We start from the raw sequence: 22,587 nt of genomic DNA, 5'->3' as shown, positions 1-22,587 counted from the left end.
GATAAGCCCTCCGGCCACCCGGCCCACCGTCAGCCTTCGCCGAACGGGTCGCCGGTTCGCCCGATCAGGTCGGCGACGGAGTCGAGCACCAGGGTGGGCCGATACGGATAGCGTTCGGCCGACTCCCGGGTGGATATGCCGGTGAGCACCAGGATGGTCTGCAGCCCGGCCTCGATGCCCGAGTGCACGTCGGTGTCCATCCGGTCGCCGATCATCAGCGTCGACTCCGAGTGCGCGCCCAACCGGCGCAGCGCCGAGCGCATCATCAGCGGGTTCGGCTTGCCGACGTAGTACGGCGAGCGCCCGGTGGCCTTCTCGATCAGCGCCGCGACGGACCCGGTGGCGGGCATCGAGCCCTCGACGCTCGGGCCGGTCGCATCGGGGTTGGTCGCGATGAACTTCGCGCCGCCTTCGATCAGCCGGATCGCGCGGGTGATCGCGCTGAAGCTGTACGTGCGGGTCTCGCCCAGCACGACGTAGTCCGGGTCGCGCTCGGTCAGCACGTAGCCGACCTCGTGCAGCGCCGTCGTGAGGCCCGCTTCGCCGATGACGTACGCCGAGCCGTTCGGCCGCTGCGACGAGAGGAACTTCGCGGTCGCCAGCGCCGACGTCCAGATCGACTCCTCCGGGATGTCGAGCCCGGTGCGCTCGAGCCGGGCCCGCAGGTCGCGCGGGGTGTAGATCGAGTTGTTGGTCAGCACCAGGAAGTCGATGCCGTTCGCCTTCAGCTCGGCGAGGAACTCGTCGGCCCCGGGGACGAGGTGCTCCTCCTTGACCAGGACGCCGTCCATGTCGGAGAGATACGTCCACCGGCGTTCGTTCATGCGCGGAACCTATCACGCGCGCGAGGCACCTGCGGTCCACGACGAAAAAGGCTACAGTGGGAATTGCCGGTATCGCGAGGGGAGTCGCGTGCCCGGCCACCGAGGGGGTTCGGGGGAATTCTTTTCGACGTCACCGGCGTAATCGCCGGGGCGCAATTCGTCCTGCCCCCGGACATGGAGGGGGAAATCGCATGACCGAAATCATCGAGCGGCCGGCCACGGCTGACGCCATCACCGGGCCGAACTGGGGACTCACCAAGTTCCTCGACCCACTGCCGATTCCGCCGGTACTCCGGCCCCGGAGCCGGGAAACGATCACCGTGCCGATGGTGGTCAAGCACCAGCGGCTGCACTCGCAATTGCCCGAAAGTACGTTGTGGACGTATGCGGGTCATTTCCCGGGTCCGACGATCGAAGTGCGCAGCGGCAAGCAGCTGCGGATTTCGTGGTCGAACGAAATCGACGGCGAGTTCCCGTTGGTCGCCGTTCAGGGCCCGGTGACGGACGCGCCGACCAGCCGCCCCGGCAGCGAGCTGGCCAAGCCCGGCTACTCGATCGTCGAGGGCGTCGCCGACCTGCCGGCGTGGACCGTCGTGCACCTGCACGGCGCGCGCACCAACGCGGGCAACGACGGCTGGGCGCACAACGCGGGTCTCAAGGGCACGTCGCAGCTGGCCGAGTACCAGAACCGGCAGCAGGCGATGCCGCTCTGGTACCACGACCACGCCATGGCGATCACGCGCTTCAACGTCCACACGGGCCTGGCCGGGATGTACCTGATCCGCGACGACGAGGAGGACGCGCTCGACCTGCCCCACGGCGACCGCGAGCTCCCGCTGATCCTCACCGACCGCAACCTCGACACCGACGCGACCGGCGCGCTCACCGGGCAGCTGCTGTTCAAGTTCCCGTACGTCCCGAACGGCCCGATGATCCCGTTCTCCGGGCCCTTCACCCTGGTCAACGGCGTGATCTGGCCGCACCTGGACGTCGACGCGAAGTGGTACCGCTTCCGGCTGCTCAACGCGGCCAACTCGCGGTTCTTCACGCTGAACCTGGTCGACGAGAACAACAACCCGGTCAACGACGCCGTCCGCCTGATCGGCACCGACGGCGGCCTGCTGCCCGCGCCGGCGAAGCTGCCGGCCAACGGCCTGACCGTCGCCCCGGCCGAGCGTTTCGACGTGCTGATCGACTTCAGCCGCTTCAAGGGGCAGAAGCTCAAGCTGCGCAACGCCGACCCGCGGCTGGGCGGGATCGAGCCGGACGTGATGGAGTTCCGCGTCGACGGCCGCGCGAAGCACGACTCCTTCACGCTGCCGGAGAAGGTCTCGACGTCCTACACGCGGCTGGTGCACGGCTCGACGCTGCCGGAGGACCACGACCACGTCTGGATCGCGCTGCTGCTCAACAAGGACGGCCACCCGGAGATGTGGGACCTCGAACAGGTCGAGGCCGACCCGGGCGGCGAGGGGATCATCCAGGTCCAGGACCCGGCCGGCGGGCTGAAGACGTTCCGGATGATCGGGCGCCTCTTCGACGACACGACCGGCATCTTCATCGACCACGACCGGTGGGCGGTGTGGAACATCGTGCACGTCGCGAACGGCGGCCCGGCGCACCCGGTCCACATCCACCTGACGGAGTTCCAGGCGCTGTTCCGGCGGAGCTTCACCACGACGTTCGACCAGGCGTCGGAGCGGACCACCAAGCCGATCGACGGCTTCACCGACGTCCCGCTGGAGAAGTACGAGGAGGGCTGGAAGGACACGATCATCGTGAACCCGGGCCAGTGGGTGAGCGTCGCCGGGCAGTTCGGCGGCGGCACCGGCGAGTTCATGTACCACTGCCACATCCTCGACCACGAGGACGAAGGCATGATGCGGCCGTTCGTCGTGCACCCGCCGGAGGTGGCGAAGTTCCACGTCCACCCGGGCGGCGGCCACCACCACGACGGCTGACCCCGTCGGCTAGGAGGCCGCGGCCGGGTGCACCGCCACGGTCGCGGCCTTCACCGACAGCGTCACCGCCGAGCCGGGCTCCAGCGCGAGCTCGGCCACGGCGGCCGGTGTCAGGTCGGCGGTCAGGCCGTGCGCCCAGCCGTCGCTCTCGGCTCGGACGCGGATCACCGGGCCGTGCGGTTCCAGGGCCGAGACGACGGCGTCGGCCGTGTTGCGGGGGCTGCCGCGGTGGTCGCCGTCGTGCGGGTAGACCGCGACCGCGTTCGGCGGGAACACCGCCACCGCGGGCTCCCCCGGCACCACGTCGGCCGCCGGGATCCCGCTGACGATCGAGCCGGACGCCGTCCGCAGGCCGTCGGCGACCGCGGTGCCGGCGACGAGGTTGAGCCCGGCGATCCGCGCGGTGAACGCCGTCCGCGGTGCGGAAAGCACCTCACGGGTCGGTCCGCGTTCGACGATCCGGCCGTCGTTCAGCACCGCGACGTGGTCGGCGAGCGCGAGCGCGTCGAGCGGGTCGTGCGTGACGAGCACGGTCGTCGGCCCGGTCTTGAGCACGCGCCGCAGCAGCCCTCGGATCGCCGGGGCGGCGTCGACGTCGAGGGCGGCGAACGGCTCGTCGAGCAGCAGCAGGTCCGGCTCGGCGGCGAGTGCCCTGGCGATCGCGACGCGCTGGGCCTGGCCGCCGGACAGCTGCCCGGGCCGCCGGTCGGCGAGGGCGACGGCGTCCACTTCGGCCAGCCAGTAGAAGGCGCGCTCCCGCGCGACGCGGCGGCCGGCGCCGGTCGACCGCGGCGAGAAAGCGACGTTTTCGGCCGCGGACAGGTGCGGGAAGAGCAGCGCGTCCTGGGACAGCAGGCCGATCCCCCGGCGGTGCGGCGCCACGCCGGCCAGCGCCCGCCCGGAGACGGTGATCTCCGCCGACGTCGGCGTGATCAACCCGGACAGGCAGCCCAGCACGGTCGACTTGCCCGAGCCGTTCGGGCCGAGCAGCGCGAGCACCGTCCCGGTGGGCACGTCGAGGTCGACGTCCAGCGAGAACGAGCCGCGGACGGCCTCGATCCGGGCGGTCAGGCTCACCGCAGGCCGCCTTCCCACGAGCGCGGGCGCGCGACGGCGATGACCAGGACCGCGACGACGATCAGCAGCAGGGAGAGCGCGACGGCGCTGTCGATGTCCACTTCGGCCTGCGTGTAGACCTCGAGCGGCAGCGTGCGCGTGACGTCTTCAAGGCTGCCCGCGAAGGTGATCGTCGCGCCGAACTCGCCGAGCGCGCGGGCGAAGCTCAGGACGACGCCGGAGCCGAGCGCGGGCAGCAGCAGCGGCAGCGTGACGCGCCGGAAGACGGTCCACGGGCGCGCGCCGAGCGTCGCGGCGACCTGCTCGTAGCGGTCGCCGGCCCCGCGCAGCGCGCCTTCGAGGCTGACCACGAGGAACGGCATCGCGACGAACGTCTGCGCGATCACCACCGCGGTCGTCGTGAACGGCACCGACTCCCCGGTCAGCGTGGTGATCAGCATGCCGAGGAAGCCCTTGCGGCCGAGCAGGTAGAGGAGGGCGAGGCCGCCGACGACCGGCGGCAGCACCAGCGGCAGCAACACGATCGAGCGCAGCAGCCGGACGCCGCGGAACCGGGCCCGCGCGAGGACCACGGCCAGCGGCACGCCGAGCAGCACACAGGCCAAAGTGGACAAACCGGCCGTGATCAGCGACAGCCGCAGCGCGTGCCACGACGACGGCGAGACGATCAGCGACGGCAGCCGCGTCAGGTCCGAACGCACCAGCAGGCCGACCACCGGCAGCACGACGAGCGCCAGCGCCAGCGTGGCCGGGATCGCGAGCACCCACGGGACGCGCGAGCGGCCGGCCGGGACGGATCCCGGCCGGCCGCTCGAGAGGCGCTTACTGCGCAGGGCCGAACCCGACCTTGCTCAGCTCGGCCTTGCCCTCGGCGCCGAGGACGAAGTCGTCGAACTCCTTGGCGAGCGCGCTCTGCCCGCCCTTGACCACGGCGATCGGGTAGTTGTTGATCGCGCCGCTCGCCTCGGGGAAGTCGACCTTGTCGACCTTGCCCGCGGCCGACATCGCGTCGGTGACGTAGACGAGGCCCGCGTCGGCGTCACCGGACTGGACCTTGTTCAGCACCTGCTTGACGTCCTGCTCTTCGCTCTTCGGCTTGAGCGTGACGCCGGTGGCGGTCTCCACCTTCTTGGTCGCCGAGCCGCACGGCACCTGCGGGGCGCAGGTGATCACGGTCAGGCCGGCCTTGTTCAGGTCGGCGAACGTCTTGATGCCCTTGGGGTTGCCCGGGGCGACCGCGATGGCGAGCTTGTTGGTGGCGAAGACCGTCGGCTGGCCGTCGATCACGCCACCCTGGACCGCTTTGTCCATGTTGGCCTGGTCGGCCGAGGCGAAGACGTCGGCCTTCGCGCCGTTGGTCAGCTGCTGGACCAGGCCGGACGAACCCGCGAAGCTGAACTTCACGGTGACGCCGGGGTGCTTGGCTTCGAACTCCTTGCCGAGCGCGGTGAACGACTCGGTGAGGGACGCGGCGGCGAACACGGTGAGCGTGCCGGTCCCGGCGTCGCCGCTGCCCTTCGGCGCGGGAGCGCTGGCCGACGACCCGCCGGACTGCGTGCTGGGCTGGTCCGAGCTGCTGCACGCGCCCGCGAACAGGGCGACGGCCGCGACAGCCAGAGCGAGCTTCTTCATCGACTTCCTTCCGGTGTTTCCACCACGACAGTGGTCGCTTTGACCACGGCGACCGCGAGCACCCCGGGCCGCAGGCCCAGCTCACGGACGGCTTCGGTACTCATCAGGGACACCACCCGGTGCGCCCCGCACTGCAGTTCCACCTGGGCCATCACCTTGTCGGCGACGACCTCGGTGACCAGCCCGACGAACCTGTTGCGGGCGGAGCGGCCGACGGTGGAGGGATCTTCGGGGCCGGAGGCCTGGTCCCGGGCGAACCCCGCCAGCTGGGCGCCGTCGACGACCTTGCGGCCGGCGGCGTCGTCGGTCGCGGTCAGCTGCCCCGCGCGCACCCACCTCCGGACGGTGTCGTCACTGACTCCGAGCAGGCGCGCGGCCTCGGACAACCGAAATTGCGGCATGCCGCAGACATTATCTCCGCAGTTGAGGAAAAGCTACGCGGGGCGTGAATTGTGCAGGATCTCGATGCGCAGCTGTTCGAGGATGACATTCTGATAACGCTCGATGGCTTTTCGCTCGGCCGGGGAGAACTGCGCGAGCGTCTCACGAAGGTTGTCGAAGGCCGACTGGAAGAGCGGTGCGAAGCGCTGCTCGGCGCCGGGCACGACCTCGACGAGGACCTTGCGGCGGTCCTCCGGATCGCGGACCCGGCGGACCAGGCCGACCTTCTCCAGCCGGTCGATGACCCCGGTCACAGCGCCGGTCGACAGGCCCGTCAGCTCGGCGATCCGGCCCGCGGTCAACGGTCCGCCCGATTGGATGACCAGGTCGAACGTCTTGTGGTCGGTCCCGGACAGGCCCATCCGCTCGGCGATCCTGGCGTGCCGGAGGACGGTGAACGTGCTGCCCTGGCGACCCAATTCCGCGAAGCGGAACAGCTCCTCATCGGTGACCGGGTAAGTCTTTTCCGTCACGGGCCCTCGTTAGTTCGGCAACTGAACCACTTACTCTGCAAAGTATCCTACTGGGCACGGTGAGTTCCCCCGTTCCGGAGCTACCCTGTGCGTAATGACAGCAGTGGATCTCGGGTTTCCTCGCGTCCCCGGTACACGAGGCTCATCTCGCGTGCCCCGGCCCGAGAACACCCGACTCATCGACACGTTCGGCCGGGTGGCCACCGATCTGCGGGTTTCCCTGACGGATCGGTGCAATCTCCGGTGCACCTACTGCATGCCCGCGGAGGGCCTCGACTGGATGCCGGGCGACCAAGTCCTGTCCGACGACGAGCTGGTCCGGCTGATGCGGATCGCCGTCGAGCAGCTGGGCGTCACCGACATCCGGCTCACCGGCGGCGAACCGCTGCTGCGGCCGGGCCTCGAGGACATCATCGGGCGGGTCACGGCCCTGTCGCCGCGGCCCCGGCTGTCCATGACCACCAACGGGATCGGCCTCGCCAAGCGCGCGGCCGGCCTCGCGGCGGCGGGGCTGAACCGGATCAACGTCTCGCTCGACACCATCGACCCCGAGACGTTCAAGACGATCACCCGGCGCGACCGGCTCTCGCACGTCGTGGCCGGGCTGGCCGCGGCGCGGGACGCCGGGATGACGCCGGTGAAGGTCAACGCCGTGCTGATCCGCGGGCTCAACGAGACCGAAGCCGTGCCGCTGCTGAAGTTCTGCCTCGACGAGGGCTACCACCTGCGGTTCATCGAGCAGATGCCGCTGGACGCCCAGCACGGCTGGAACCGCGGCGAGATGATCACCGCCGCCGAGATCCTGGAGATGCTGGGCGAAGCGTTCACGCTGACGCCGTTCCCGGTGGCCCGGGGCGGCGCGCCGGCCGAGCGCTGGCTGGTCGACGGCGGGCCCGGCGACGTCGGCGTGATCGCGTCGGTGACCCGGCCGTTCTGCGCGGCGTGCGAGCGGACGCGGCTGACCGCGGACGGCGCGGTGCGCTCCTGCCTCTTCAGCAACGACGAGACGGACCTCCGCTCCCTCGCGCGCGCGGGCGCGCGCGATGAAGAGATTGCCGACGCCTGGCGCGCGACGATGTGGGGCAAGCTCGCGGGACACGAGATCAACGACGCCGGGTTCGCGCAGCCGATCCGGCCGATGAGCGCGATCGGCGGCTGAGATGTCGACTCTGACCATCGTGGTGCGGTACTTCGCTTCGGCGCGGGCCGCGGCGGGAGAAGAAGAGGAGAAGGTGCAGCTGACGGCCGGCGCGTCCGTCGGCGACGCCGTGGCCGAGCTGCGCCGCCTCCACCCGGCCGGCCTGCCGCGGGTCCTGGACGCCGCCAGCTACCTGCTCGACGGCTTCGCGGTGCGCGATCTCACCCGCCCCCTGCGGGACGGCGCCGAGCTGGACGTCCTCCCGCCCTTCGCCGGCGGCTGACCCGCCGTGCTCTGAGGGTCGACACGCGTGATCCAGGAGTCGACACGCGTGCTTGAAGGGTCGACACGGCGGTAGGTGCCCCGGTTTGCCCGTGTCGACCCCCTGATCACGCGTGTCGACCTCCCAGACACGCGTGTCGACCTCTCGATCACGTGTGTCGTCCGGCCAGGTACGCGTGTCGTCCTCCTGGGTACGCGTGCCGTCCGGCTGGGTACGCGAGTTCGTCCTCTCTATATGCGGGCTGCCGTTCGAGTACGGCAGCCGACCGCTCGGCGAAGCCGTTCGCGGCCCTCCGGCGTGGCGCATCGCCGGTTCCGGATGTTCGCGAGAAGCTGATCGCGTCCCGCCGCCACGCGATCCGGTGACGTGTTTCGCCTGGTCCGTCGCGGTGCGTTGCCCCGACTCGGCCCCGGCACCGGCCGGAGCCGCTCCAGGTGTGACTTCAAACCCCTCGAAGAGGTGGGACTGCTGTGACTCAAGGGGCACGTGGGGCGTGGTTGTCAAGTCTGGCGCCGTCCGATGCGTCGTCATAAGATGCGCGCTTCAATCCCCAAGAGGACGTCGCGAATGGTCCATTCGCTACGCAAAACACGTGATGCAAGCCTCACGATCCGTGTTTTATCTCGACTAGGAAACGGCCAGATAACGGCCAGCTGACCTGCGCAAACACCCACATCGACAGCGGTTGCGTGCTGTTACTGTGACGTAGGTCACGGCCCGAATAATTTCCGATCACGGCTCTCGTTACGTACCGTCGCTAATCGGCTGGCCCCGACCAGTCACGCAACACCGGGAATCCGTAGCGCCTAGCCCTGTCCAACGGATCCCCGGACCCATACCCCGAGCGAAAGCATTTCCGGACAGGGACGAGGGGACGAAGAAGACGCGCCGTGCGTCGGACTCGTCTGCCGGGCCTGAGACGGCCGGCGCCAGGACCCCGATCCTGACCCTCAGCACAGGCTCGTAGGCGCAGGGAGCGAGAAGCATTCAGATGTCTTACCGAGGCAAGCACCGCAAGATGTCCGCTGCCACCCGCACCGTCGCTCGCGTCGCCATCGCGGGCATTGCGGTCGGCGCGCCCCTCGCTATCGCCGCGACCCCCGCGTCGGCGACCAACTGGGACGCCGTCGCGCAGTGTGAGAGCAGCGGCAACTGGAACACCAACACCGGCAACGGCTACTACGGCGGCCTGCAGTTCTCGCAGAGCACGTGGAAGGCCTACGGCGGCACCGGCAGCGCGGCGAACGCTTCGCGCGAGCAGCAGATCGCCGTCGCCGAGCGCGTCCTGCAGGGCCAGGGCATCGGCGCGTGGCCGGTTTGCGGCAAGAAGGGTGGCGGCTCGACCGCTCCCAAGGCCGCGACCACCCACAAGTCGACCAGCACCACCAAGAAGTCGACCACGCCGAAGAAGAGCACCGCCCCGAAGCAGGCGGCGGCTCCGGCGGCGACCGGTGTGTCCAGCTCGAACCCGGCCGGTGACTACACCGTCGTGGCGGGCGACACCCTGTCGAAGATCGCCAAGCAGTTCAACGTCGATGGCGGCTACAAGAAGCTGCAGGACCTGAACGCGAAGTACATCCCGAACGCGGACATGATCCTCGTCGGGCAGAAGATCGCCACCAAGTGACGATCGCGCAGTGATGCGTAGGTCCGGCCTCGTGCCGTGACACCGCGAGCCCTCCACCGCCAATCCCCCGGGCGGTGGAGGGCTTGTGCGTTTCCCACCCGCGGCGCGCGAGCCGGCGGTTTGCCGAGCACCGCTGAGCCTGCGGACCGCCTCTCAGAGCGCGCGGATCCTCTCCGCCTCCCTCAGCTGCATTCGCTCGCCCCGGCGCAGCACCTCGACCACGAGCGCCAGCTGCTCCGCCGAGTAGTCCTCCAGAATCTCCCGGCCCGCACGCTCGATCGGCGCGTAGATCTCCTCCAGCAGCGTCGCCGCCTCCGGGGTCAGCTCCACCACCGCCCGGCGGCGATCGTCCGTCGCCGTCCGGCGGGTCAGGTGCCCCGCGTGCGTCAGCCGCTGGATCGCCGTTGTCGTCGCCGCCGGGCTCAGGTCCGCCCGCGTGGCCAGCCCGCCCGCCGTCAGGCTTCCCGCGGCCGCGACCAGGCCGATGATCCGCAGGTCGGTCCGGTTCACGCCGAACGCCGACGCCGCGGCTTCGTCCACCACGTCGTTCGCCGCGCCGGAGGCTGCCGCGGCCTGGGTCGCTTCGGTGACCAGAGATTGCTTCGACACTCGAAAGAGTCTACCGTGACGGCATATATTTCGATAGTCGAAAGGATTGTGCCGTGGTGACCCGCCCAGCCCTGCCTCGCTGGCTCCGCCCCGCCAACCGGTTCGTCCGCCTGCTGACGCGGCTGGGGCTGCGCCTCGGCACCATCCACGTCCTGACCGTCCCCGGTCGCCGCTCGGGCGCGCCGCGGCCCACCCCGGTCTCGCCGCTGACCGTCGACGGCCGGCGCTACGTCATCGCCGGCGTTCCCCAGGGCGATTGGGCGCGCAACGTCCGCGCGGCCGGCCGGGGCGAGCTCGCCCACGGACGCCGGACCCAGGCCGTGACACTCGACGAGGTCACCGATCCCGAGGTCCGCGCCGCGGTCATGCGGGCCTTCCCGCGCGAGGTTCCGCACGGGGTGCCGATGTTCGTCCGGCTGGGCCTCGTCGGCAGCGGGACTGAAGACGAGTTCGCCGCGGCTGCCGAGCGCGTCGCCGTCTTCCGGATCACGGCGAGTTGACCCACTCGTCCGTGCCGTCGGTGAAGTGCTGGTGCTTCCAGACCGGCAGGCGCGCCTTGACCTCGTCCACCAGGTCCGAACACGCCGAGAACGCCTGGCCGCGGTGCTCGGCCGCCACCGCGCACGCCAGCGCCACGTCGCCGATCGTCAGGTGACCGATGCGGTGGCTCACCGCCACCGCCCGGACGCCGACCCAGCGCGTCGCCAGGTCCGCGACCACCTCCGCGATCACCTCGCTCGCGCTCGGGTGGCCCTCGTACGTCAGGTCGCGGACGCCCTTGCCGCCGTCGTGGTCGCGGACCACCCCCGCGAACGTCACCACCGCGCCCGCCGCGTCGTCCTCGACCAGGCGGGCGTGCTCCTCGACCGACAGCGTCTCCTCGGTCACCAGCGCCCGCGCGACGCGCACCACAGGCTCTTCGGGGGTCCGGGTGGCGGAGCCCCCGGCCCGGAGCGAAGCTCCGGTTGTCACCGAAGGCGCCGTCGCGGCCGGACGCGGGTGGTCGCCGCCGGCCAGCTGGTCGACCGCGTGGTCCAAGATGCCGTCGAGTACCCCCAAACCGTCCCTCACGCCGCCGCTGGAGCCCGGAAGGTTCACCACGAGGGTCCTCCCCGCCACCCCCGCCACACCGCGCGAGAGGACCGCTGTGGGCACCTTGGGCAGCCCGGCCGCGCGGATCGCGTCCGCGACGCCCGGCAGCTCGTGGTCCAGGAGCGCGCGGGTGACGTCCGGGGTGCGGTCCGTCGGCGAGATGCCGGTGCCGCCGGTGATGAGCACCACGGCGACGCCGTCGGCCAGCGCGGCTCGCAGCGCGACACCCACCGGGTCGCCGTCCTCGACGACGACCGGAGCCGGCACGTCGTACTCGCGCCCGGCCAGCCAGGCGACGATCACCGGGCCCGTCTTGTCCTCGTAGACGCCCTTCGCGGCGCGGTTGGACGCCACGATCACACGTGCGGTGCGCTTCACGGCCGCTCCCAGGTCCCGGTCTTGCCGCCGTCCTTGCGGAGCAGGCGGACGTCGTCCAGTGTCGCCGCCGGGTCGACGGCCTTGATCATGTCGTGCAGGGTGAGCCCGGCCACCGCGACCGCCGTCAGCGCTTCCATCTCGACGCCGGTGACGTCGGTGGTCTTCGCCGTCGCGCGGATCCCGACCTCGGCCTCGCCGAGAGTGAACTCGACCTTGACCCCGGACAACGCGATCTGGTGGCACAGCGGGATCAGCTCGGGCACCCGCTTGGCGCCCATGATCCCGGCGATGCGGGCGGTGGCGAGGGCGTCGCCCTTGGGCAGACCGTCGGTGGCCAGCAGCCGGAGCACCTCGGCGGTGGTCCGCACGGTGCCGGCCGCGAGCGCGGTGCGCGCGGTGGCGGTCTTGCCGGAGACGTCGACCATCCGGGCGGCGCCGGTTTCGTCGACGTGGCTGAGTTCACTCACACGCCGAGGCTACTTCCGGGAGCGGCGGACGGTGTCACCACCATGGCGCCGCACCTCGGTGATCGTCGCGGTGCCCGCGACCGGCGGTCGTTCGTGCATGGTGATCGAGTCCCCGGGGGCGAGGTGGCGCCAGCTCGGCGGCGTGAGCGGGGCGAGCCGGACCGACCCTCGTCCACCTGGCTCGATGCCGGGAGCGCACTCGACCCAGATCTTCGCGACGTGCAGGCCATCGGAGGCGGACTCGCCGATCGCCCACATCGGCCGCAGCTGCCCCTCCCCGGGAAGCGGGATGCGACGGCCGCCGGCTTCGGGAGCCACCAGCTGGAGGTCGGCCCTGATGATGCCGTGGCGAGTTTCATATCTTCGCCAATCGCACCAGGCGGCCTTCCGTTCGAGGTACATCTGCCGGGCGGCCTCCGCGAGGAGGTCCCAGTATTCGACGGTCTGCCACTGGACGCCGTCGAAGTCCCCGAGGATGTCGAGCGCGAGCTCCCACTCGTCTTCCCGGAGGTAGTCGTCGACGTCGGCGGCTCCGAGGCCGGCGTCGCTCCTCGCATCGTCCGGGACTAGGCCGGCAGCACGTCGAAGAAGCTCCGTGGTGTCCATGAGTCGATTCTCGTCCCTGGTGCCCGGCCGGCCGGCTCGGCCGCGCAAGCCAGGTCCCGCTGCGGCCGCATTCCCGTCGCCAGGAACGCCGTCGCCGCGTTGTTCGCGCAGCTGTTGCCGCCGAACAAATACGTTCCGTGGCCGCCCTGGTCCGCCGTCACCAGCCGGACCCGGTCACCGAACGCCTGCCTCAGCCGGAGCGCTCCCGTCAACGGCGTCGCCGGGTCACGCAGGTTCTGCAGCATCAGGATGTCCGACGGGCCGCGGTCGCCGATGCGCACCGGGGGCTCCACCGGCTCCGACGGCCAGAACGCGCACGGCCAGACGTTGGCCGCCGCCGCGCCGAACATCGGGTGGCGAACGCGGTCGATCGCCACGTTCTTCTGGTACGTCCACACCGATTCCGGCCAGTTCGCGTCGCCGCACACCACGTGCAGCTGGCTCGACAGCAGGTTCTCGACGTCGGGGACCGTGCCGCCCGGTGGCTGCGAAATCGGCGCCCCGGTGTCCAGCGCGTGCCACGCCGACGCCAGGTACGGCAGGGTCGCGTCGTAGTAGAGCATCCCGAACGTGATCTGGCGGAACAGCTTTCCGTCGACGCCTTGGGAGTTCGGCCGGGCGTCCAGCCGCCGCGCGAGGTCGAAGTACTTCGCCTTCACCTCCGACGGCGTCCGGCCGAGGTCGTACTCCGGGTGCGCGACGGCGAAGGCCGCGAAGTCCGGGAAGCGGTCGTCGAAGCCCTGGGCCAGCAAGCGCGACGCCGTGACGTCCAGGCCGCCCGGCGCCAGGTTGCTGTCCAGCACAATCCGGTCGCTTCGCTGCGGGAACAGCGTCGTGTACACGGCGCCGAGGTACGTGCCGTAGGAAACGCCGTAGTACGACAGCTTCGGCTCGCCCAGCGCCGCGCGGATCCGGTCCATGTCGCGGGCGGTGTTCGCGGTCGTGATGTACGGCAGCATCGACGCCGTCCGCGACGCGCCGCACTGCCGCGCGACGCCCTTCGCGTACTCCGCCTGGGCCGCGACATCCGCCGGGCCGAGCGCGTACGGCGGGACGTTGCTCCGCAGCTGCGCCGGCGTCAGGTCGCACGTCACCGGGGTGCTGTGGCCGACACCGCGCGGGTCGAACCCGATGACGTCGTAGGTGTCCAGCACGCTCTTCGGCCACCCGAGCTGCGCCAGCGCCGCCGGCAGGTCGAGCCCGGGCCCGCCGGGGCCGCCCGGGTTGGTCAGCAGCACGCCGCGGCGCTTGGCCGGGTTCGTGCTCGCCAGGCGCGAGATCGCGACCTGGATCTTCGTCCCGTCCGGCTTCCGGTAGTCCAGCGGGACTTCGAGCGTCGCGCACCGCAACCCCGGCGCCGTGACGTCCGCCGGGCACGCTCCCCAAGTCACCGCGTCCGGCGCCGCCGAGGCCACCCCCGGCGCGACGGTCACCGCGACGGCCGCCACCACGGCGGCCAGCATGATCCTGCGCATTCCGAACTCCCCCCACGCGAGCCGAAAACTCAGCGTAGGGGGACTTCGGTGTCCTCGGCTTCCGCCGGACGGACGACTCAGCGCTCCGCGCGCACGGCCTTCCGCACGGCCTCGGCGACCGCCGGTGCCACGGCGCTGTCGAACACGCTCGGCACGATGAACGACGCGTTGAGCTTGCCGTTGTCGACGACGTCGGCGATCGCGTCGGCCGCCGCGAGCAGCATGTTGTCGTCGATGTTGTTCGCGTGCGCGTCGAGCAGGCCGCGGAAGACGCCCGGGAACGCCAGCACGTTGTTGATCTGGTTCGGGAAGTCGCTGCGGCCGGTCGCCACGACGGCGGCGTGCTGCTGCGCTTCCAGCGGGTCGATCTCCGGGTCCGGGTTGGCCAGCGCGAACACGACGGCGTCGGACTTCATGGTCGCGACCTGCTCGGCGCCGAACAGGTTGGGTGCGGAGACGCCGATGAACACGTCCGCGTCGACCAGCGCCTCGTGCAGGGTGCCGCTGACCTGCTCCTTGTTGGTGTGCGACGCGATCCACGCGAGGTTGTCGTCGAGGTTGCCGCGCGCGGAGTGGACGATGCCGTCGATGTCCGCCGCGACGATGTCGCCCGGGTTCTTGCGCAGCAGCAGCCGGATGATCGCCGAGCCGGCCGCGCCGACTCCGCTGACCACGATCTTGCAGTCCTCGATGTTCTTCTTGACCACGCGCAGGGCGTTGCGCAGCGCGGCGACGACCACGATCGCGGTGCCGTGCTGGTCGTCGTGGAACACCGGGATGTCCAACTGCTCGCGCAGCCGCTTCTCGATCTCGAAGCAGCGCGGCGCGGCGATGTCCTCGAGGTTGATCCCCGCGTACACCGGGGCCAGCGCCTTCGCGATCAGGATGATCTCTTCGGTGTCCTGGGTGTCCAGGCAGACCGGCCAGGCGTCGACGTCGGCGAACTTCTTGAACAGCGCCGCCTTGCCCTCCATCACCGGCAGCGCGGCGGCCGGGCCGATGTTGCCCAGGCCGAGCACGGCCGAGCCGTCGGTGAGCACGGCGACGGTGTTGCGCTTGATGGTCAGCCGGCGCGCGTCCTCGGGGTTCGCGGCGATGGCCTGGCAGACGCGCGCGACACCGGGCGTGTAGGCGCGGGAGAGGTCGTCACGGTTGCGGAGCGCGACCTTGGGCGTGACCTCGATCTTGCCGCCGAGGTGGATCAGGAACGTCCGGTCGGAGACCTTGCGGACCTTGACGCCGGGCAGCGAGTCGAGCGTCTGGGTGATGTCGTTCGCGTGGTTCTCCGACAGCGCGTTGGCGCTGATGTCGACCACGATGGAGTCGGAGTGGGACTCGACGACGTCGAACGCGGTCAGGACGCCGCCGACGCGCCCGACGGCCGTGGTGAGGTCACCGGCCGCGCTGGACGAAGCCGGGGCCTCGACCCGGACGGTGATCGAATATCCGGGACCGGGAACCGGCATGGCGCTTACCCCCGCATGGGAAAGGTCGGGTGGGACGGGAGAAAACCTACTCCCGTGACCGCCCTCACGAGGCCCCGATACCGGTACTGACCAGTAACTCTGCCGCTGGTCGCCACCCCGACCACAGTCACGGCCGCATGGCTTCGTAGCAGCGGTTACGTGCCGCTCCGGGGGCGGCCTGCTTTTGGCCGCGGTGGCAACCGGGTCTAGCGGTTGATCTCGGTCTCCGGGTGCACGTAGGGCACCGAGTCGAGGGGGAAGGTGATGTCGCCGAACGGTGACAGCGACCCCTGGCGGTCCGACGACAGCTCGGTCACCGGGTGCTCACCGGCCTCGCCCGGCCAGGTCGGGTCGATGCCCTTGCTCTTCTTCTCGCCCTTGGCCACAACGTCCTCCACAGCCGTGTTCATGCTCTCGGGAGACAGTCTGCCTGAGCCCGGGCGACCTGTCTCAACCGCCCGGTACCCTGGCCTTCTATGCCCGCGACCTCCTTGGCGGACTGGCTGCGCGCGGAGTCGGACGCCGCTCTCGAAGAGCTGCTCCGCACGCGGCGCGACCTGTCCACGCCGCCGCCCTCCGACAGCACGGTGCTGGCCACCCGCGCCGGCACGCCGGGCTCCGTCGCGCGCGCCTGCGAAGACCTCGACACCGTCACCCTGGCCGTGCTCGAAGCGTGCCTGCTGGCCGGCGCGGACCGCGATCCGGTGCCGGTCGCCGACGTCGAGGGCCTCGTCGGCACCGACATCGCCGTCCCGCTGGCCCGGCTGCGCGCCCGGGTGCTGGCCTGGGGCCCGGACGACGCGCTGCGCGTGCCGCCCGCGGTCCGGGAGGCGCTCGGGCCGTTCCCGGCGGGGCTGGGCGCGTCGTCGCCGTCGCTCGCCGGTGAGGATCTCGGGGCGCGGCTCGCCGAGCTGTCCGACGACGAGCGCGGCGTGCTGAGCGCCCTCGCCGCGGGCCCGCCGATCGGCCGCACCCGCGACGCGGGGCTCGACCTGACGCTCGAGAAGGCCGGGACACCGGTGCAGAAGCTGCTGGCCCGCGGGCTGCTGCTGCGGCGCGACGACCAGACCGTCGAGCTGCCGCGCGAGCTCGGCGTCGCGGTCCGGGGCGGGGTCTTCGCCCCGGGCGCGCTCACCGAGCCCGAGCTGCCGGTGCACCCGCACCGGTCGTCCACTTTGGACGAAGCTGCGGCCGGTGAGGCGATGGAGTTCCTGCGCCACACCGAATCCCTGCTGCGCTCGTGGTCCGCGGCGCCGCCGCCGGTGCTCAAGTCGGGCGGCCTCGGCGTGCGCGAGCTGAAGAAGCTGGCCAAAGACCTCGACATCGACGAGACGCAGGCGATCCTGCTGGCCGAGCTGGCCGTGGGCGCCGGGCTCGTCGCGGACAGCGAGTCGACCGTGCCCGAGTGGGTGCCGACGACCCTGACCGATTCGTGGCTCGCGTCGCCGACCGCGCAGCGCTGGATGACGCTGGCCCAGGCGTGGCTGGAGCTGCCGCGGCTGCCGGGGATGGCCGGCGGGCGTGACGCCAAGGACAAGCCGATCGCGCCGCTTTCGGAGGAGCTGCGCCGCCCGCTGGCGCCGGTCGCGCGGCGGCGGGTGCTGGCCGCGCTGGCCGACCTGCCCCCGGGCGCCGGGGTGAAGAGCGTGGACGAGCTCGTCGCGGTGCTGGCCTGGCGGGCCCCGCGGCGCGGCGGGCGGCTGCGGGACGAGACCGTCCGCTGGACCATGGCCGAGGCGTCCGCGCTGGGGATCGTCGGGCTAGGCGGCCTCACGACGGCGACGCGGGCGCTGCTCGCCGAAGACCGGCCGGGTGCCGTCGAGGCGATCATGGACGCGCTGCCCGCGCCGGTGGACCACGTGCTGCTGCAGGCCGACCTGACGGTCGTCGCGCCGGGCCCCCTGGAACCGGAGCTGGCGGCGGAGATGAACGCCGTGGCGAACGTCGAGTCGGCCGGCCACGCGACGGTCTACCGGATCACCGAGACCTCCGTCCGGCGCGCGCTGGACACCGGCCGGACCGCGGACGAGCTGCACGCGCTGTTCAAGAAGAAGTCCGCGACGCCGGTCCCGCAGTCGCTGAGCTACCTGGTCGACGACGTCGCCCGGCGGCACGGCCGGCTGCGCGGCGGCGTCGCGGCGTCGTTCCTGCGGTGTGACGACGAAGCGTTGCTGGCGGAGGTGCTGGCCCACCCGGTCGCGGCGGAGCACGACCTCCGCCTGATCGCGCCGACGGTCGTGATCAGCCCGGATCCGCTGCACGAGGTCCTCGCCGGCCTGCGCGCGGCCGGGTTCGCGCCGGCGGCGGAAGGCCCGGACGGCCGCGTCGTCGACATCCGGCCGGGCGGACGCCGGCTGCCGGCGAAGGCCAGGGCCGCTCGCCGGAGCCCCGGTGAGCAGGCGGTGCTGACGTCCGACCAGGCGACCCGGATCGTCTCGAACCTGCGGGCGGGCGACGCCGCGTCCGCGCGACGCCGGGGATCCGCGGTGCGGGCGCCGGTCGGCGGCGGCGCGGACACGTCGGCGACGCTGGAGCTGCTGTCGCGGGCGACGCTGGAACGCCGTGAGGTCTGGATCGGGTTCGTCGACTCGCGCGGCACCGCCAGCCAGCGGGTCGTGCGGCCCGTGCGCGTCGGCGGCGGGATCCTCGAAGGCGACGACAACCAGCGGTACTCGCTGCACCGGATCACCTCGGCCGCGCTGGTCGAGGAGTAGTCGCGGGATTCGGTGAATCACCGACGGAACGCCTGACCACGTGGTAAGCCTGGTTCTCCGGATCTTCGGGAACCAGGGAGGGACCATGAAGTGGGGAACGCGCGTCACCGCGCTGGCCGCGGCGACGATCGTCGGCGGGGTCGGGTTCGCCGGGGCGGCTGAGGCGATCGGACCGCCCGTCTACACCAAGTACGACGTCAACGGCACCACCCACGTGGCCAAGCCGGCCGCGAACGTCACGCTCGGGCCGGGGATCGCCGAGCTGTACACGGACATAGGCCCGTACACGTTCTACGGCACGGTCACGCTGCCGCCGGTGACGATCACCCGGGCCGTGCCGGGCGTGGGAACCGTCAGCGGCAAGCTCACCCTGGGCCCCGGCGCCGTCACCGGGCAGGCCTTCGGCGGGTTCACCGCCACCGCGAAGTGGCCGGTGAAGGTCTCGGACGTGACCGTCAACGGCTCGCCCCACGACGTCGGCGCGGCCTGCGGGACCGCCGAGCCGGTCACCACCGAGCTGACGTCGACCGACTGGCAGCTCGACAAGGGCGGCCACCTGACCTCGACGTACACCATCGGCGACTTCGCGAACTGCGGGTCGGCGACGGCTTTCGTCAACGCGGCCGTGCCCGGCCCCGGCAACACCCTGGCGCTGGATCTCACCTGGCCCCAGGCCTGACGACGCGCGGGGCCGGGGACCACCTCGGCCCCGGCGCTCGGGTCTAGAGGGCCCGCAAGCCGGCCAGGACTCGCTCCATGAACTCGCGGGACGAACGGTCCCCGAGGATCAGCTCGGTCTGGTGGATCAGCACCAGCCCGATGTCGGCCATGTCGCCGACCAGCACCTTCACCACGCCCAGCGGCAGCCGCAGGTGGGCCGCGATCTCGGCCACCGAGCGCGTGTCCAGGCACAGGTCGCAGATCCGGCGGTGCTCGACCGACCGGACGCCGCGGTACCGGCGCCCGTCGTCGGACGTCGAGACCAGTGCCTCGAGCGCCAGGTTGTGGTCGGAGCGCGTGCGACCGCCGGTGCGCGTGTACGGGCGCACCCGGGAGCGCACCGGGGCGACCGGCGGCGGGCTCAGGACGCGGGCCGGTTCCTGCCACGGCTCCGGCTGGGGGATCCAGCGGGTTTCCGGGTCCGGCGGGGGCGTCCAGCCGGTCCGCGGGTCGATCGGCGGGGCCCACGAAGGCGGGGGCGCCGCCTGAGGTCTGGACACCGGCGGCCGCGGCGCCGGGTGCCGGGGCGCCGGAGGTGCCGGCGGACGGGGCGGGGCCTGCTGGCGAGGCGGAGCCGGCGGACGCGCGCCGCGCGGGGGCGTCCACGCCGGCTCGAGCGGCGGGGGCTCCGGCTCGTAGGTCTCCTCGTCCTGCCACTCCGGCTCGGCGGGGTCGTAACCGTCTTCGTAGCCCTCGTCGAAGTCGGCCGACGACGAACCCCACTCGCGGGTGTCTTCGTCGGTGTAGCCCTGCGGATCCGGCTGCGGCCGCGCCGGCTTGCGCTTGGGCATGATCGTCGACAGCGTCGACATGTCGAACTTGCTGGGCGAATCGAAACCCTCGCGCTCGGTACCGCGGTGCAGTGCGTCCCAGCCGCTGGAGTCCGGATCGTCGAATCCCGAAATCCTCATCTCGCCCTACCCACGCACGCCGCCCTGGAGCTGCGCGCGCAGCTCAGGGGTGATCTGCTGGCCGACCCGCTCGACGAGCAGGGTCATCTCGTACGCGACCGTGCCGATGTCGCACGTCGGCGCGGCCAGCACCGCCAGCGACGAACCGTCCGAAACGGACATCAGGAACAGGTAGCCGCGCTCCATCTCCACCACGGTCTGGTTGACGCCGCCCGCTTCGAAGCAGCGTGCGGCCCCGTGCGTCAGGCTGATCAGCCCGGACGCGACGGCGGACAGCTGCTCGGCGCGCTCCTGGGGCAGCCCTTCGGACGGCGCCAGGAGCAGCCCGTCGGCGGACACCAGAACAGCGTGCGCGGCGCCGGGCACCCGGCGTACGAAGTCCGTGATGATCCAGCCGAATGTGCCCTGCTGGCCGGAAGCCGTCACTACTGCCCCTCCTCGCTCGTGCGGCGCCGCACGCCGCACCCCGGAGTGGCCGGCACGGCCGGTCGGCGACACCACGGTCCAGCGTATTCGCCCCGCCGGTGGTGTCGAGTCGACCACCGGCCGGTCGCCGCGCACCCTACGTGTGCGCGCGACCGCGCTCCGCACCGACCCGGTCCGGACGGTGCGGGCGGAGCTCACTCCGCGGCCCGCGGTGGCGGGGTGTCCGCGCAGGTCAGCCCGGTGGACGGCGGCCCGGGCGGGCGACGTCATCTTCGACGTTACCCAATCGCGGCGACCGTTCCGTCCTCCGGACGGCGGCAAGGCTCCCCGAAGTGGGTGAAGCGCGTGGAGTTCACTCCAACGGCCGCATCCGGTTCGAGGAGCCATACCCTCAGCCCGCGCGCAAAGCCGAATCGTGCGCGATCGCGTGCTGGACGACGGAGATCAGCACCTGCTTGGCGGAGTCGCGCTCACGCGCGTCGCACGCCATGATCGGGACCGACGGCGCGATGGTGAGCGCGTGCCGCACGTCCTCGATCTGGTGGTGCAGAAGCCGGTCGAAGCAGTTGATGGCCACGACGTAGGGCAGCTTCCGGTTCTCGAAGAAGTCGATCGACGGGAACGCGTCGGCGAGCCGCCGCGTGTCCACCAGCACGACCGCCCCGATGGCACCGACCGCGAGGTCGTCCCACATGAACCAGAACCGATGCTGACCAGGGGTGCCGAAGACGTACAGCACCAGGTCCGAGTCCAGCGAGATGCGCCCGAAGTCCATCGCCACGGTGGTGGTGGTCTTGTTGGGCGTCGCCGAGGTGTCGTCGTGTCCGACGCTGGCCTCGGTCATCATGGCCTCGGTGGTCAGCGGGTCGATCTCGGAGATCGCCCCGACCATTGTTGTCTTCCCCGAACCGAACCCGCCGGCGACCACGATCTTGGCCGACGAGGTCGGACCCGTCACCTGCGGCGCGTTCGCGTCGGAGTCAAATTCTCCGAAGCCCACTGAGCACCCTTTCCATGAACTCGATACTCGGGCGGTCGCCCACGGTCGGGCTGCTGGAGTGCACCAGCACCAGCCCGAGGCCCGCCACGTCACCAATCAACACCCGCACCACGCCGAGCGGCAGCCGCAGCAGCGCGGCCACTTCGGCCACCGACCTCGTGTCGAGGCACAGGTCGCAGATCGACCGGTGCTCGGGCACCCGGACCCGGTCGAGCATCCGGCCCTGGTCGCTGGTCGAGATCAGCGCCTCGATCGCCAGGTCGAGCGTCGCCTTCGTGCGGCCCCGGGTCCGGAAGTACGGCCGGACCAGGCCCGACGTCTCCATCTCGGTCGCCGCCGGCTCGTCGACGTACTCCTGGTTGGCCTGCCGCGGCAGCGCCGCCGCGAACTCGCCGGAGTCCGGCCCCTGCGAGTAGTCGCGGTCGCGTCCGTTGCTGTACGCGGCGAAGTCGTGCGCGTCGTACAAAGGCCCGCTCGACCCGCCGAACAGCTCCGCTCCCGGACCGCCCAGCAGCCGGTCGCGGTATTCGCCGCTGCCGGGCTGGATCGGCCGGATCGGTTCCTGACCGGCGTTGCTGTCGGTCAGCCAGTTCGGGGGTTCTCGCACGGGGTCGTTGTCGGACGCCTGCACCCGGCGTGACCGCCATTCGCGGTCGACCCGTTCCCGGAACGACTGCCAGTCCTCCCGGCCGTCGTCCGATTGCTCGGACCACCCGCCGGAGAAGTCGTCACCGAGCCGGCCATCGCCCCTCAAGCGCCCGTCATCCACGGCTCTCTCCTCGGTTCCCGGGTCCTCAGCGGCGGACTGCCGAGCCCTGCAGCTGGGCCCGCATCTCCGGAGTCAGCTGCTGACCGACCCGTTCCACCAGCAGGGTCATCTCGTAGACGACCAAGCCGATGTCGCTCTCCGGCGAACCGAGCACCGCCAGGCACGAACCGTCGGAAACCTGCATGAGGAAGAGGAAGCCGTTGGCCATCTCGACCACGGTCTGCGCGACCGTGCCACCTTCGAACACCTTGGCCGCGCCACGCGCGAGGCTCGTGAGCCCCGACGCCACCGCGGCCAGCTGGTCCGCCCGGTCCTTCGGCAAGCCTCGCGAAGCCGCCAGGAGCAGGCCGTCGGCCGACACCACGACCGCGTGGGCCGCGCCGGGCACCCGGTGCACGAAATCCGTGATCAACCAAGCGAAGCTGCCGGCATTGTTCGTCTTGGCATGCGCTTGGCCGTTCGGCTGCGCGGAGCCACCCGGCTGCATTGCACCCGCCC

25 protein-coding genes are annotated in these 22,587 nt (G+C 71.4%); 7 read left to right on the top strand and 18 right to left on the bottom strand.

The features are described 5' to 3' along the window. Nucleotides 1-29 precede the first annotated feature (29 nt). Nucleotides 30-824 carry an HAD-IIA family hydrolase gene (locus tag ACZ7OU_RS10940; protein ID WP_470242128.1) on the bottom strand — a complete coding sequence of 265 codons (795 nt, stop codon included), beginning with the start codon at nucleotides 822-824 and terminating at the stop codon, nucleotides 30-32. A gap of 191 nt (nucleotides 825-1,015) precedes the next feature. On the opposite strand from ACZ7OU_RS10940, the gene ACZ7OU_RS10935 reads away from it, so the two are divergent. Further along, nucleotides 1,016-2,785: a multicopper oxidase family protein gene (locus tag ACZ7OU_RS10935; protein WP_470254935.1), complete on the top strand. Its 1,770-nt coding sequence runs from the start codon at nucleotides 1,016-1,018 to the stop codon at nucleotides 2,783-2,785. A gap of 9 nt (nucleotides 2,786-2,794) precedes the next feature. On the opposite strand, the gene ACZ7OU_RS10930 is transcribed toward ACZ7OU_RS10935, so the two are convergent. The 5 genes from ACZ7OU_RS10930 to ACZ7OU_RS10910 are packed head-to-tail and all read right to left on the bottom strand — an operon-like array spanning nucleotide 2,795 to nucleotide 6,408. Further along, nucleotides 2,795-3,862 carry a sulfate/molybdate ABC transporter ATP-binding protein gene (locus tag ACZ7OU_RS10930; protein ID WP_470254934.1) on the bottom strand — a complete coding sequence of 356 codons (1,068 nt, stop codon included), beginning with the start codon at nucleotides 3,860-3,862 and terminating at the stop codon, nucleotides 2,795-2,797. Beyond that, the gene (locus tag ACZ7OU_RS10925) at nucleotides 3,859-4,626 is read right to left on the bottom strand and encodes an ABC transporter permease (RefSeq protein WP_470242131.1); all 768 of its coding nucleotides are present in this window, start codon (nucleotides 4,624-4,626) and stop codon (nucleotides 3,859-3,861) included. Before ACZ7OU_RS10925 ends, ACZ7OU_RS10930 begins: the two co-directional genes overlap by 4 nt. A gap of 58 nt (nucleotides 4,627-4,684) precedes the next feature. Beyond that, nucleotides 4,685-5,494, bottom strand: a complete 810-nt coding sequence (gene modA / locus ACZ7OU_RS10920; RefSeq protein WP_470254933.1) for a molybdate ABC transporter substrate-binding protein — start codon at nucleotides 5,492-5,494, stop codon at nucleotides 4,685-4,687. Continuing rightward, the gene (locus ACZ7OU_RS10915; protein WP_470254932.1) at nucleotides 5,491-5,895 is read right to left on the bottom strand and encodes a TOBE domain-containing protein; all 405 of its coding nucleotides are present in this window, start codon (nucleotides 5,893-5,895) and stop codon (nucleotides 5,491-5,493) included. Before ACZ7OU_RS10915 ends, modA begins: the two co-directional genes overlap by 4 nt. A gap of 33 nt (nucleotides 5,896-5,928) precedes the next feature. Continuing rightward, entirely contained in the window at nucleotides 5,929-6,408 is a 480-nt protein-coding gene (locus ACZ7OU_RS10910) for a MarR family winged helix-turn-helix transcriptional regulator (protein WP_470242134.1), read from the bottom strand. 151 nt (nucleotides 6,409-6,559) lie between these two features. Between ACZ7OU_RS10910 and moaA the strand changes: the two genes are divergently transcribed. From moaA to ACZ7OU_RS10895, 3 genes are all read left to right on the top strand, one after another. After that, complete coding sequence (gene moaA / locus ACZ7OU_RS10905; protein WP_470254931.1) at nucleotides 6,560-7,567, top strand: GTP 3',8-cyclase MoaA; 1,008 nt, start codon at nucleotides 6,560-6,562, stop codon at nucleotides 7,565-7,567. Nucleotide 7,568: 1 nt separating this feature from the next. Beyond that, nucleotides 7,569-7,829 (top strand): MoaD/ThiS family protein, encoded by a 261-nt coding sequence (locus ACZ7OU_RS10900; protein ID WP_470254930.1) that lies wholly within the window; start codon nucleotides 7,569-7,571, stop codon nucleotides 7,827-7,829. 991 nt (nucleotides 7,830-8,820) lie between these two features. Continuing rightward, nucleotides 8,821-9,456 (top strand): transglycosylase family protein, encoded by a 636-nt coding sequence (locus ACZ7OU_RS10895; protein ID WP_470242137.1) that lies wholly within the window; start codon nucleotides 8,821-8,823, stop codon nucleotides 9,454-9,456. Between the two features lie 153 nt (nucleotides 9,457-9,609). Here the strand turns inward: ACZ7OU_RS10895 and ACZ7OU_RS10890 are convergent, their stop codons facing one another. Then, a complete protein-coding gene (locus ACZ7OU_RS10890; RefSeq protein WP_470254929.1) occupies nucleotides 9,610-10,065 on the bottom strand; it encodes a MarR family winged helix-turn-helix transcriptional regulator in 456 nt (151 codons plus the stop codon). A 53-nt stretch (nucleotides 10,066-10,118) separates the two neighbouring features. On the opposite strand from ACZ7OU_RS10890, the gene ACZ7OU_RS10885 reads away from it, so the two are divergent. Beyond that, nucleotides 10,119-10,565 carry a nitroreductase/quinone reductase family protein gene (locus ACZ7OU_RS10885; protein WP_470254928.1) on the top strand — a complete coding sequence of 149 codons (447 nt, stop codon included), beginning with the start codon at nucleotides 10,119-10,121 and terminating at the stop codon, nucleotides 10,563-10,565. Here ACZ7OU_RS10885 and ACZ7OU_RS10880 read toward each other — a convergent pair. From ACZ7OU_RS10880 to ACZ7OU_RS10855, 6 genes are all read right to left on the bottom strand, one after another. Further along, nucleotides 10,552-11,535: a molybdenum cofactor biosynthesis protein MoaE gene (locus ACZ7OU_RS10880; RefSeq protein ID WP_470254927.1), complete on the bottom strand. Its 984-nt coding sequence runs from the start codon at nucleotides 11,533-11,535 to the stop codon at nucleotides 10,552-10,554. The two genes, ACZ7OU_RS10885 and ACZ7OU_RS10880, sit on opposite strands and share 14 nt — an antisense overlap. Further along, nucleotides 11,532-12,002: a cyclic pyranopterin monophosphate synthase MoaC gene (gene moaC, locus ACZ7OU_RS10875; RefSeq protein WP_285476874.1), complete on the bottom strand. Its 471-nt coding sequence runs from the start codon at nucleotides 12,000-12,002 to the stop codon at nucleotides 11,532-11,534. Before moaC ends, ACZ7OU_RS10880 begins: the two co-directional genes overlap by 4 nt. Before the next feature lie 9 nt (nucleotides 12,003-12,011). Then, on the bottom strand, nucleotides 12,012-12,608 hold the full coding sequence (locus tag ACZ7OU_RS10870) for a hypothetical protein (RefSeq protein ID WP_470254926.1): 597 nt from the start codon (nucleotides 12,606-12,608) through the stop codon (nucleotides 12,012-12,014). Next, nucleotides 12,569-14,083, bottom strand: a complete 1,515-nt coding sequence (locus ACZ7OU_RS10865) for an alpha/beta hydrolase (RefSeq protein ID WP_470254925.1) — start codon at nucleotides 14,081-14,083, stop codon at nucleotides 12,569-12,571. Before ACZ7OU_RS10865 ends, ACZ7OU_RS10870 begins: the two co-directional genes overlap by 40 nt. Nucleotides 14,084-14,160: 77 nt before the next feature. Then, nucleotides 14,161-15,549, bottom strand: coding sequence for an NAD-dependent malic enzyme (locus tag ACZ7OU_RS10860; RefSeq protein WP_470242142.1), 1,389 nt, complete (start codon nucleotides 15,547-15,549; stop codon nucleotides 14,161-14,163). A gap of 206 nt (nucleotides 15,550-15,755) precedes the next feature. Next, complete coding sequence (locus ACZ7OU_RS10855) at nucleotides 15,756-15,935, bottom strand: hypothetical protein (RefSeq protein ID WP_470242441.1); 180 nt, start codon at nucleotides 15,933-15,935, stop codon at nucleotides 15,756-15,758. 90 nt (nucleotides 15,936-16,025) lie between these two features. Here ACZ7OU_RS10855 and ACZ7OU_RS10850 point away from each other — a divergent pair, with 90 nt between their 5' ends. Together ACZ7OU_RS10850 and ACZ7OU_RS10845 are read left to right on the top strand one after the other, a co-directional pair. Next, a complete protein-coding gene (locus ACZ7OU_RS10850; protein WP_470254924.1) occupies nucleotides 16,026-18,263 on the top strand; it encodes a helicase-associated domain-containing protein in 2,238 nt (745 codons plus the stop codon). An 85-nt stretch (nucleotides 18,264-18,348) separates the two neighbouring features. Then, nucleotides 18,349-18,942: a hypothetical protein gene (locus ACZ7OU_RS10845; RefSeq protein WP_470254923.1), complete on the top strand. Its 594-nt coding sequence runs from the start codon at nucleotides 18,349-18,351 to the stop codon at nucleotides 18,940-18,942. Nucleotides 18,943-18,985: 43 nt separating this feature from the next. Here the strand turns inward: ACZ7OU_RS10845 and ACZ7OU_RS10840 are convergent, their stop codons facing one another. The 5 genes from ACZ7OU_RS10840 to ACZ7OU_RS10820 form a co-directional block, all read right to left on the bottom strand. Continuing rightward, nucleotides 18,986-19,894: a DUF742 domain-containing protein gene (locus ACZ7OU_RS10840; protein ID WP_470242145.1), complete on the bottom strand. Its 909-nt coding sequence runs from the start codon at nucleotides 19,892-19,894 to the stop codon at nucleotides 18,986-18,988. Between the two features lie 6 nt (nucleotides 19,895-19,900). Further along, the gene (locus ACZ7OU_RS10835; RefSeq protein WP_470242146.1) at nucleotides 19,901-20,320 is read right to left on the bottom strand and encodes a roadblock/LC7 domain-containing protein; all 420 of its coding nucleotides are present in this window, start codon (nucleotides 20,318-20,320) and stop codon (nucleotides 19,901-19,903) included. Between the two features lie 391 nt (nucleotides 20,321-20,711). Continuing rightward, entirely contained in the window at nucleotides 20,712-21,320 is a 609-nt protein-coding gene (locus tag ACZ7OU_RS10830; protein ID WP_247017872.1) for a GTP-binding protein, read from the bottom strand. Continuing rightward, nucleotides 21,301-22,089 carry a DUF742 domain-containing protein gene (locus ACZ7OU_RS10825; protein ID WP_470254922.1) on the bottom strand — a complete coding sequence of 263 codons (789 nt, stop codon included), beginning with the start codon at nucleotides 22,087-22,089 and terminating at the stop codon, nucleotides 21,301-21,303. Before ACZ7OU_RS10825 ends, ACZ7OU_RS10830 begins: the two co-directional genes overlap by 20 nt. 25 nt (nucleotides 22,090-22,114) lie before the next feature. Beyond that, nucleotides 22,115-22,576 (bottom strand): roadblock/LC7 domain-containing protein, encoded by a 462-nt coding sequence (locus ACZ7OU_RS10820; RefSeq protein WP_155544159.1) that lies wholly within the window; start codon nucleotides 22,574-22,576, stop codon nucleotides 22,115-22,117. Nucleotides 22,577-22,587 lie beyond the last annotated feature (11 nt).

The sequence above is a fragment of the Amycolatopsis sp. NPDC114505 genome (genome assembly GCF_055633615.1).
The sequence above is the reverse complement of the archived record's forward strand: the minus strand, read 5'-3'. Positions and strand labels throughout refer to the sequence as shown.

Excerpts from the sequence above, each read along its gene's own strand:
- ACZ7OU_RS10850 (WP_470254924.1), top strand. The coding sequence starts at position 16,026 with ATGCCCGCGACCTCCTTGGCGGACTGGCTGCGCGCGGAGTCGGACGCC.
- ACZ7OU_RS10870 (WP_470254926.1), bottom strand. The coding sequence starts at position 12,608 with ATGGACACCACGGAGCTTCTTCGACGTGCTGCCGGCCTAGTCCCGGAC.
- ACZ7OU_RS10895 (WP_470242137.1), top strand. The coding sequence starts at position 8,821 with ATGTCTTACCGAGGCAAGCACCGCAAGATGTCCGCTGCCACCCGCACC.
- ACZ7OU_RS10820 (WP_155544159.1), bottom strand. The coding sequence starts at position 22,576 with ATGCAGCCGGGTGGCTCCGCGCAGCCGAACGGCCAAGCGCATGCCAAG.
- ACZ7OU_RS10940 (WP_470242128.1), bottom strand. The coding sequence starts at position 824 with ATGAACGAACGCCGGTGGACGTATCTCTCCGACATGGACGGCGTCCTG.
- ACZ7OU_RS10915 (WP_470254932.1), bottom strand. The coding sequence starts at position 5,895 with ATGCCGCAATTTCGGTTGTCCGAGGCCGCGCGCCTGCTCGGAGTCAGT.
- ACZ7OU_RS10860 (WP_470242142.1), bottom strand. The coding sequence starts at position 15,549 with ATGCCGGTTCCCGGTCCCGGATATTCGATCACCGTCCGGGTCGAGGCC.
- ACZ7OU_RS10935 (WP_470254935.1), top strand. The coding sequence starts at position 1,016 with ATGACCGAAATCATCGAGCGGCCGGCCACGGCTGACGCCATCACCGGG.
- ACZ7OU_RS10900 (WP_470254930.1), top strand. The coding sequence starts at position 7,569 with ATGTCGACTCTGACCATCGTGGTGCGGTACTTCGCTTCGGCGCGGGCC.
- ACZ7OU_RS10840 (WP_470242145.1), bottom strand. The coding sequence starts at position 19,894 with ATGAGGATTTCGGGATTCGACGATCCGGACTCCAGCGGCTGGGACGCA.
- ACZ7OU_RS10845 (WP_470254923.1), top strand. The coding sequence starts at position 18,349 with ATGAAGTGGGGAACGCGCGTCACCGCGCTGGCCGCGGCGACGATCGTC.
- ACZ7OU_RS10865 (WP_470254925.1), bottom strand. The coding sequence starts at position 14,083 with ATGCGCAGGATCATGCTGGCCGCCGTGGTGGCGGCCGTCGCGGTGACC.
- modA (WP_470254933.1), bottom strand. The coding sequence starts at position 5,494 with ATGAAGAAGCTCGCTCTGGCTGTCGCGGCCGTCGCCCTGTTCGCGGGC.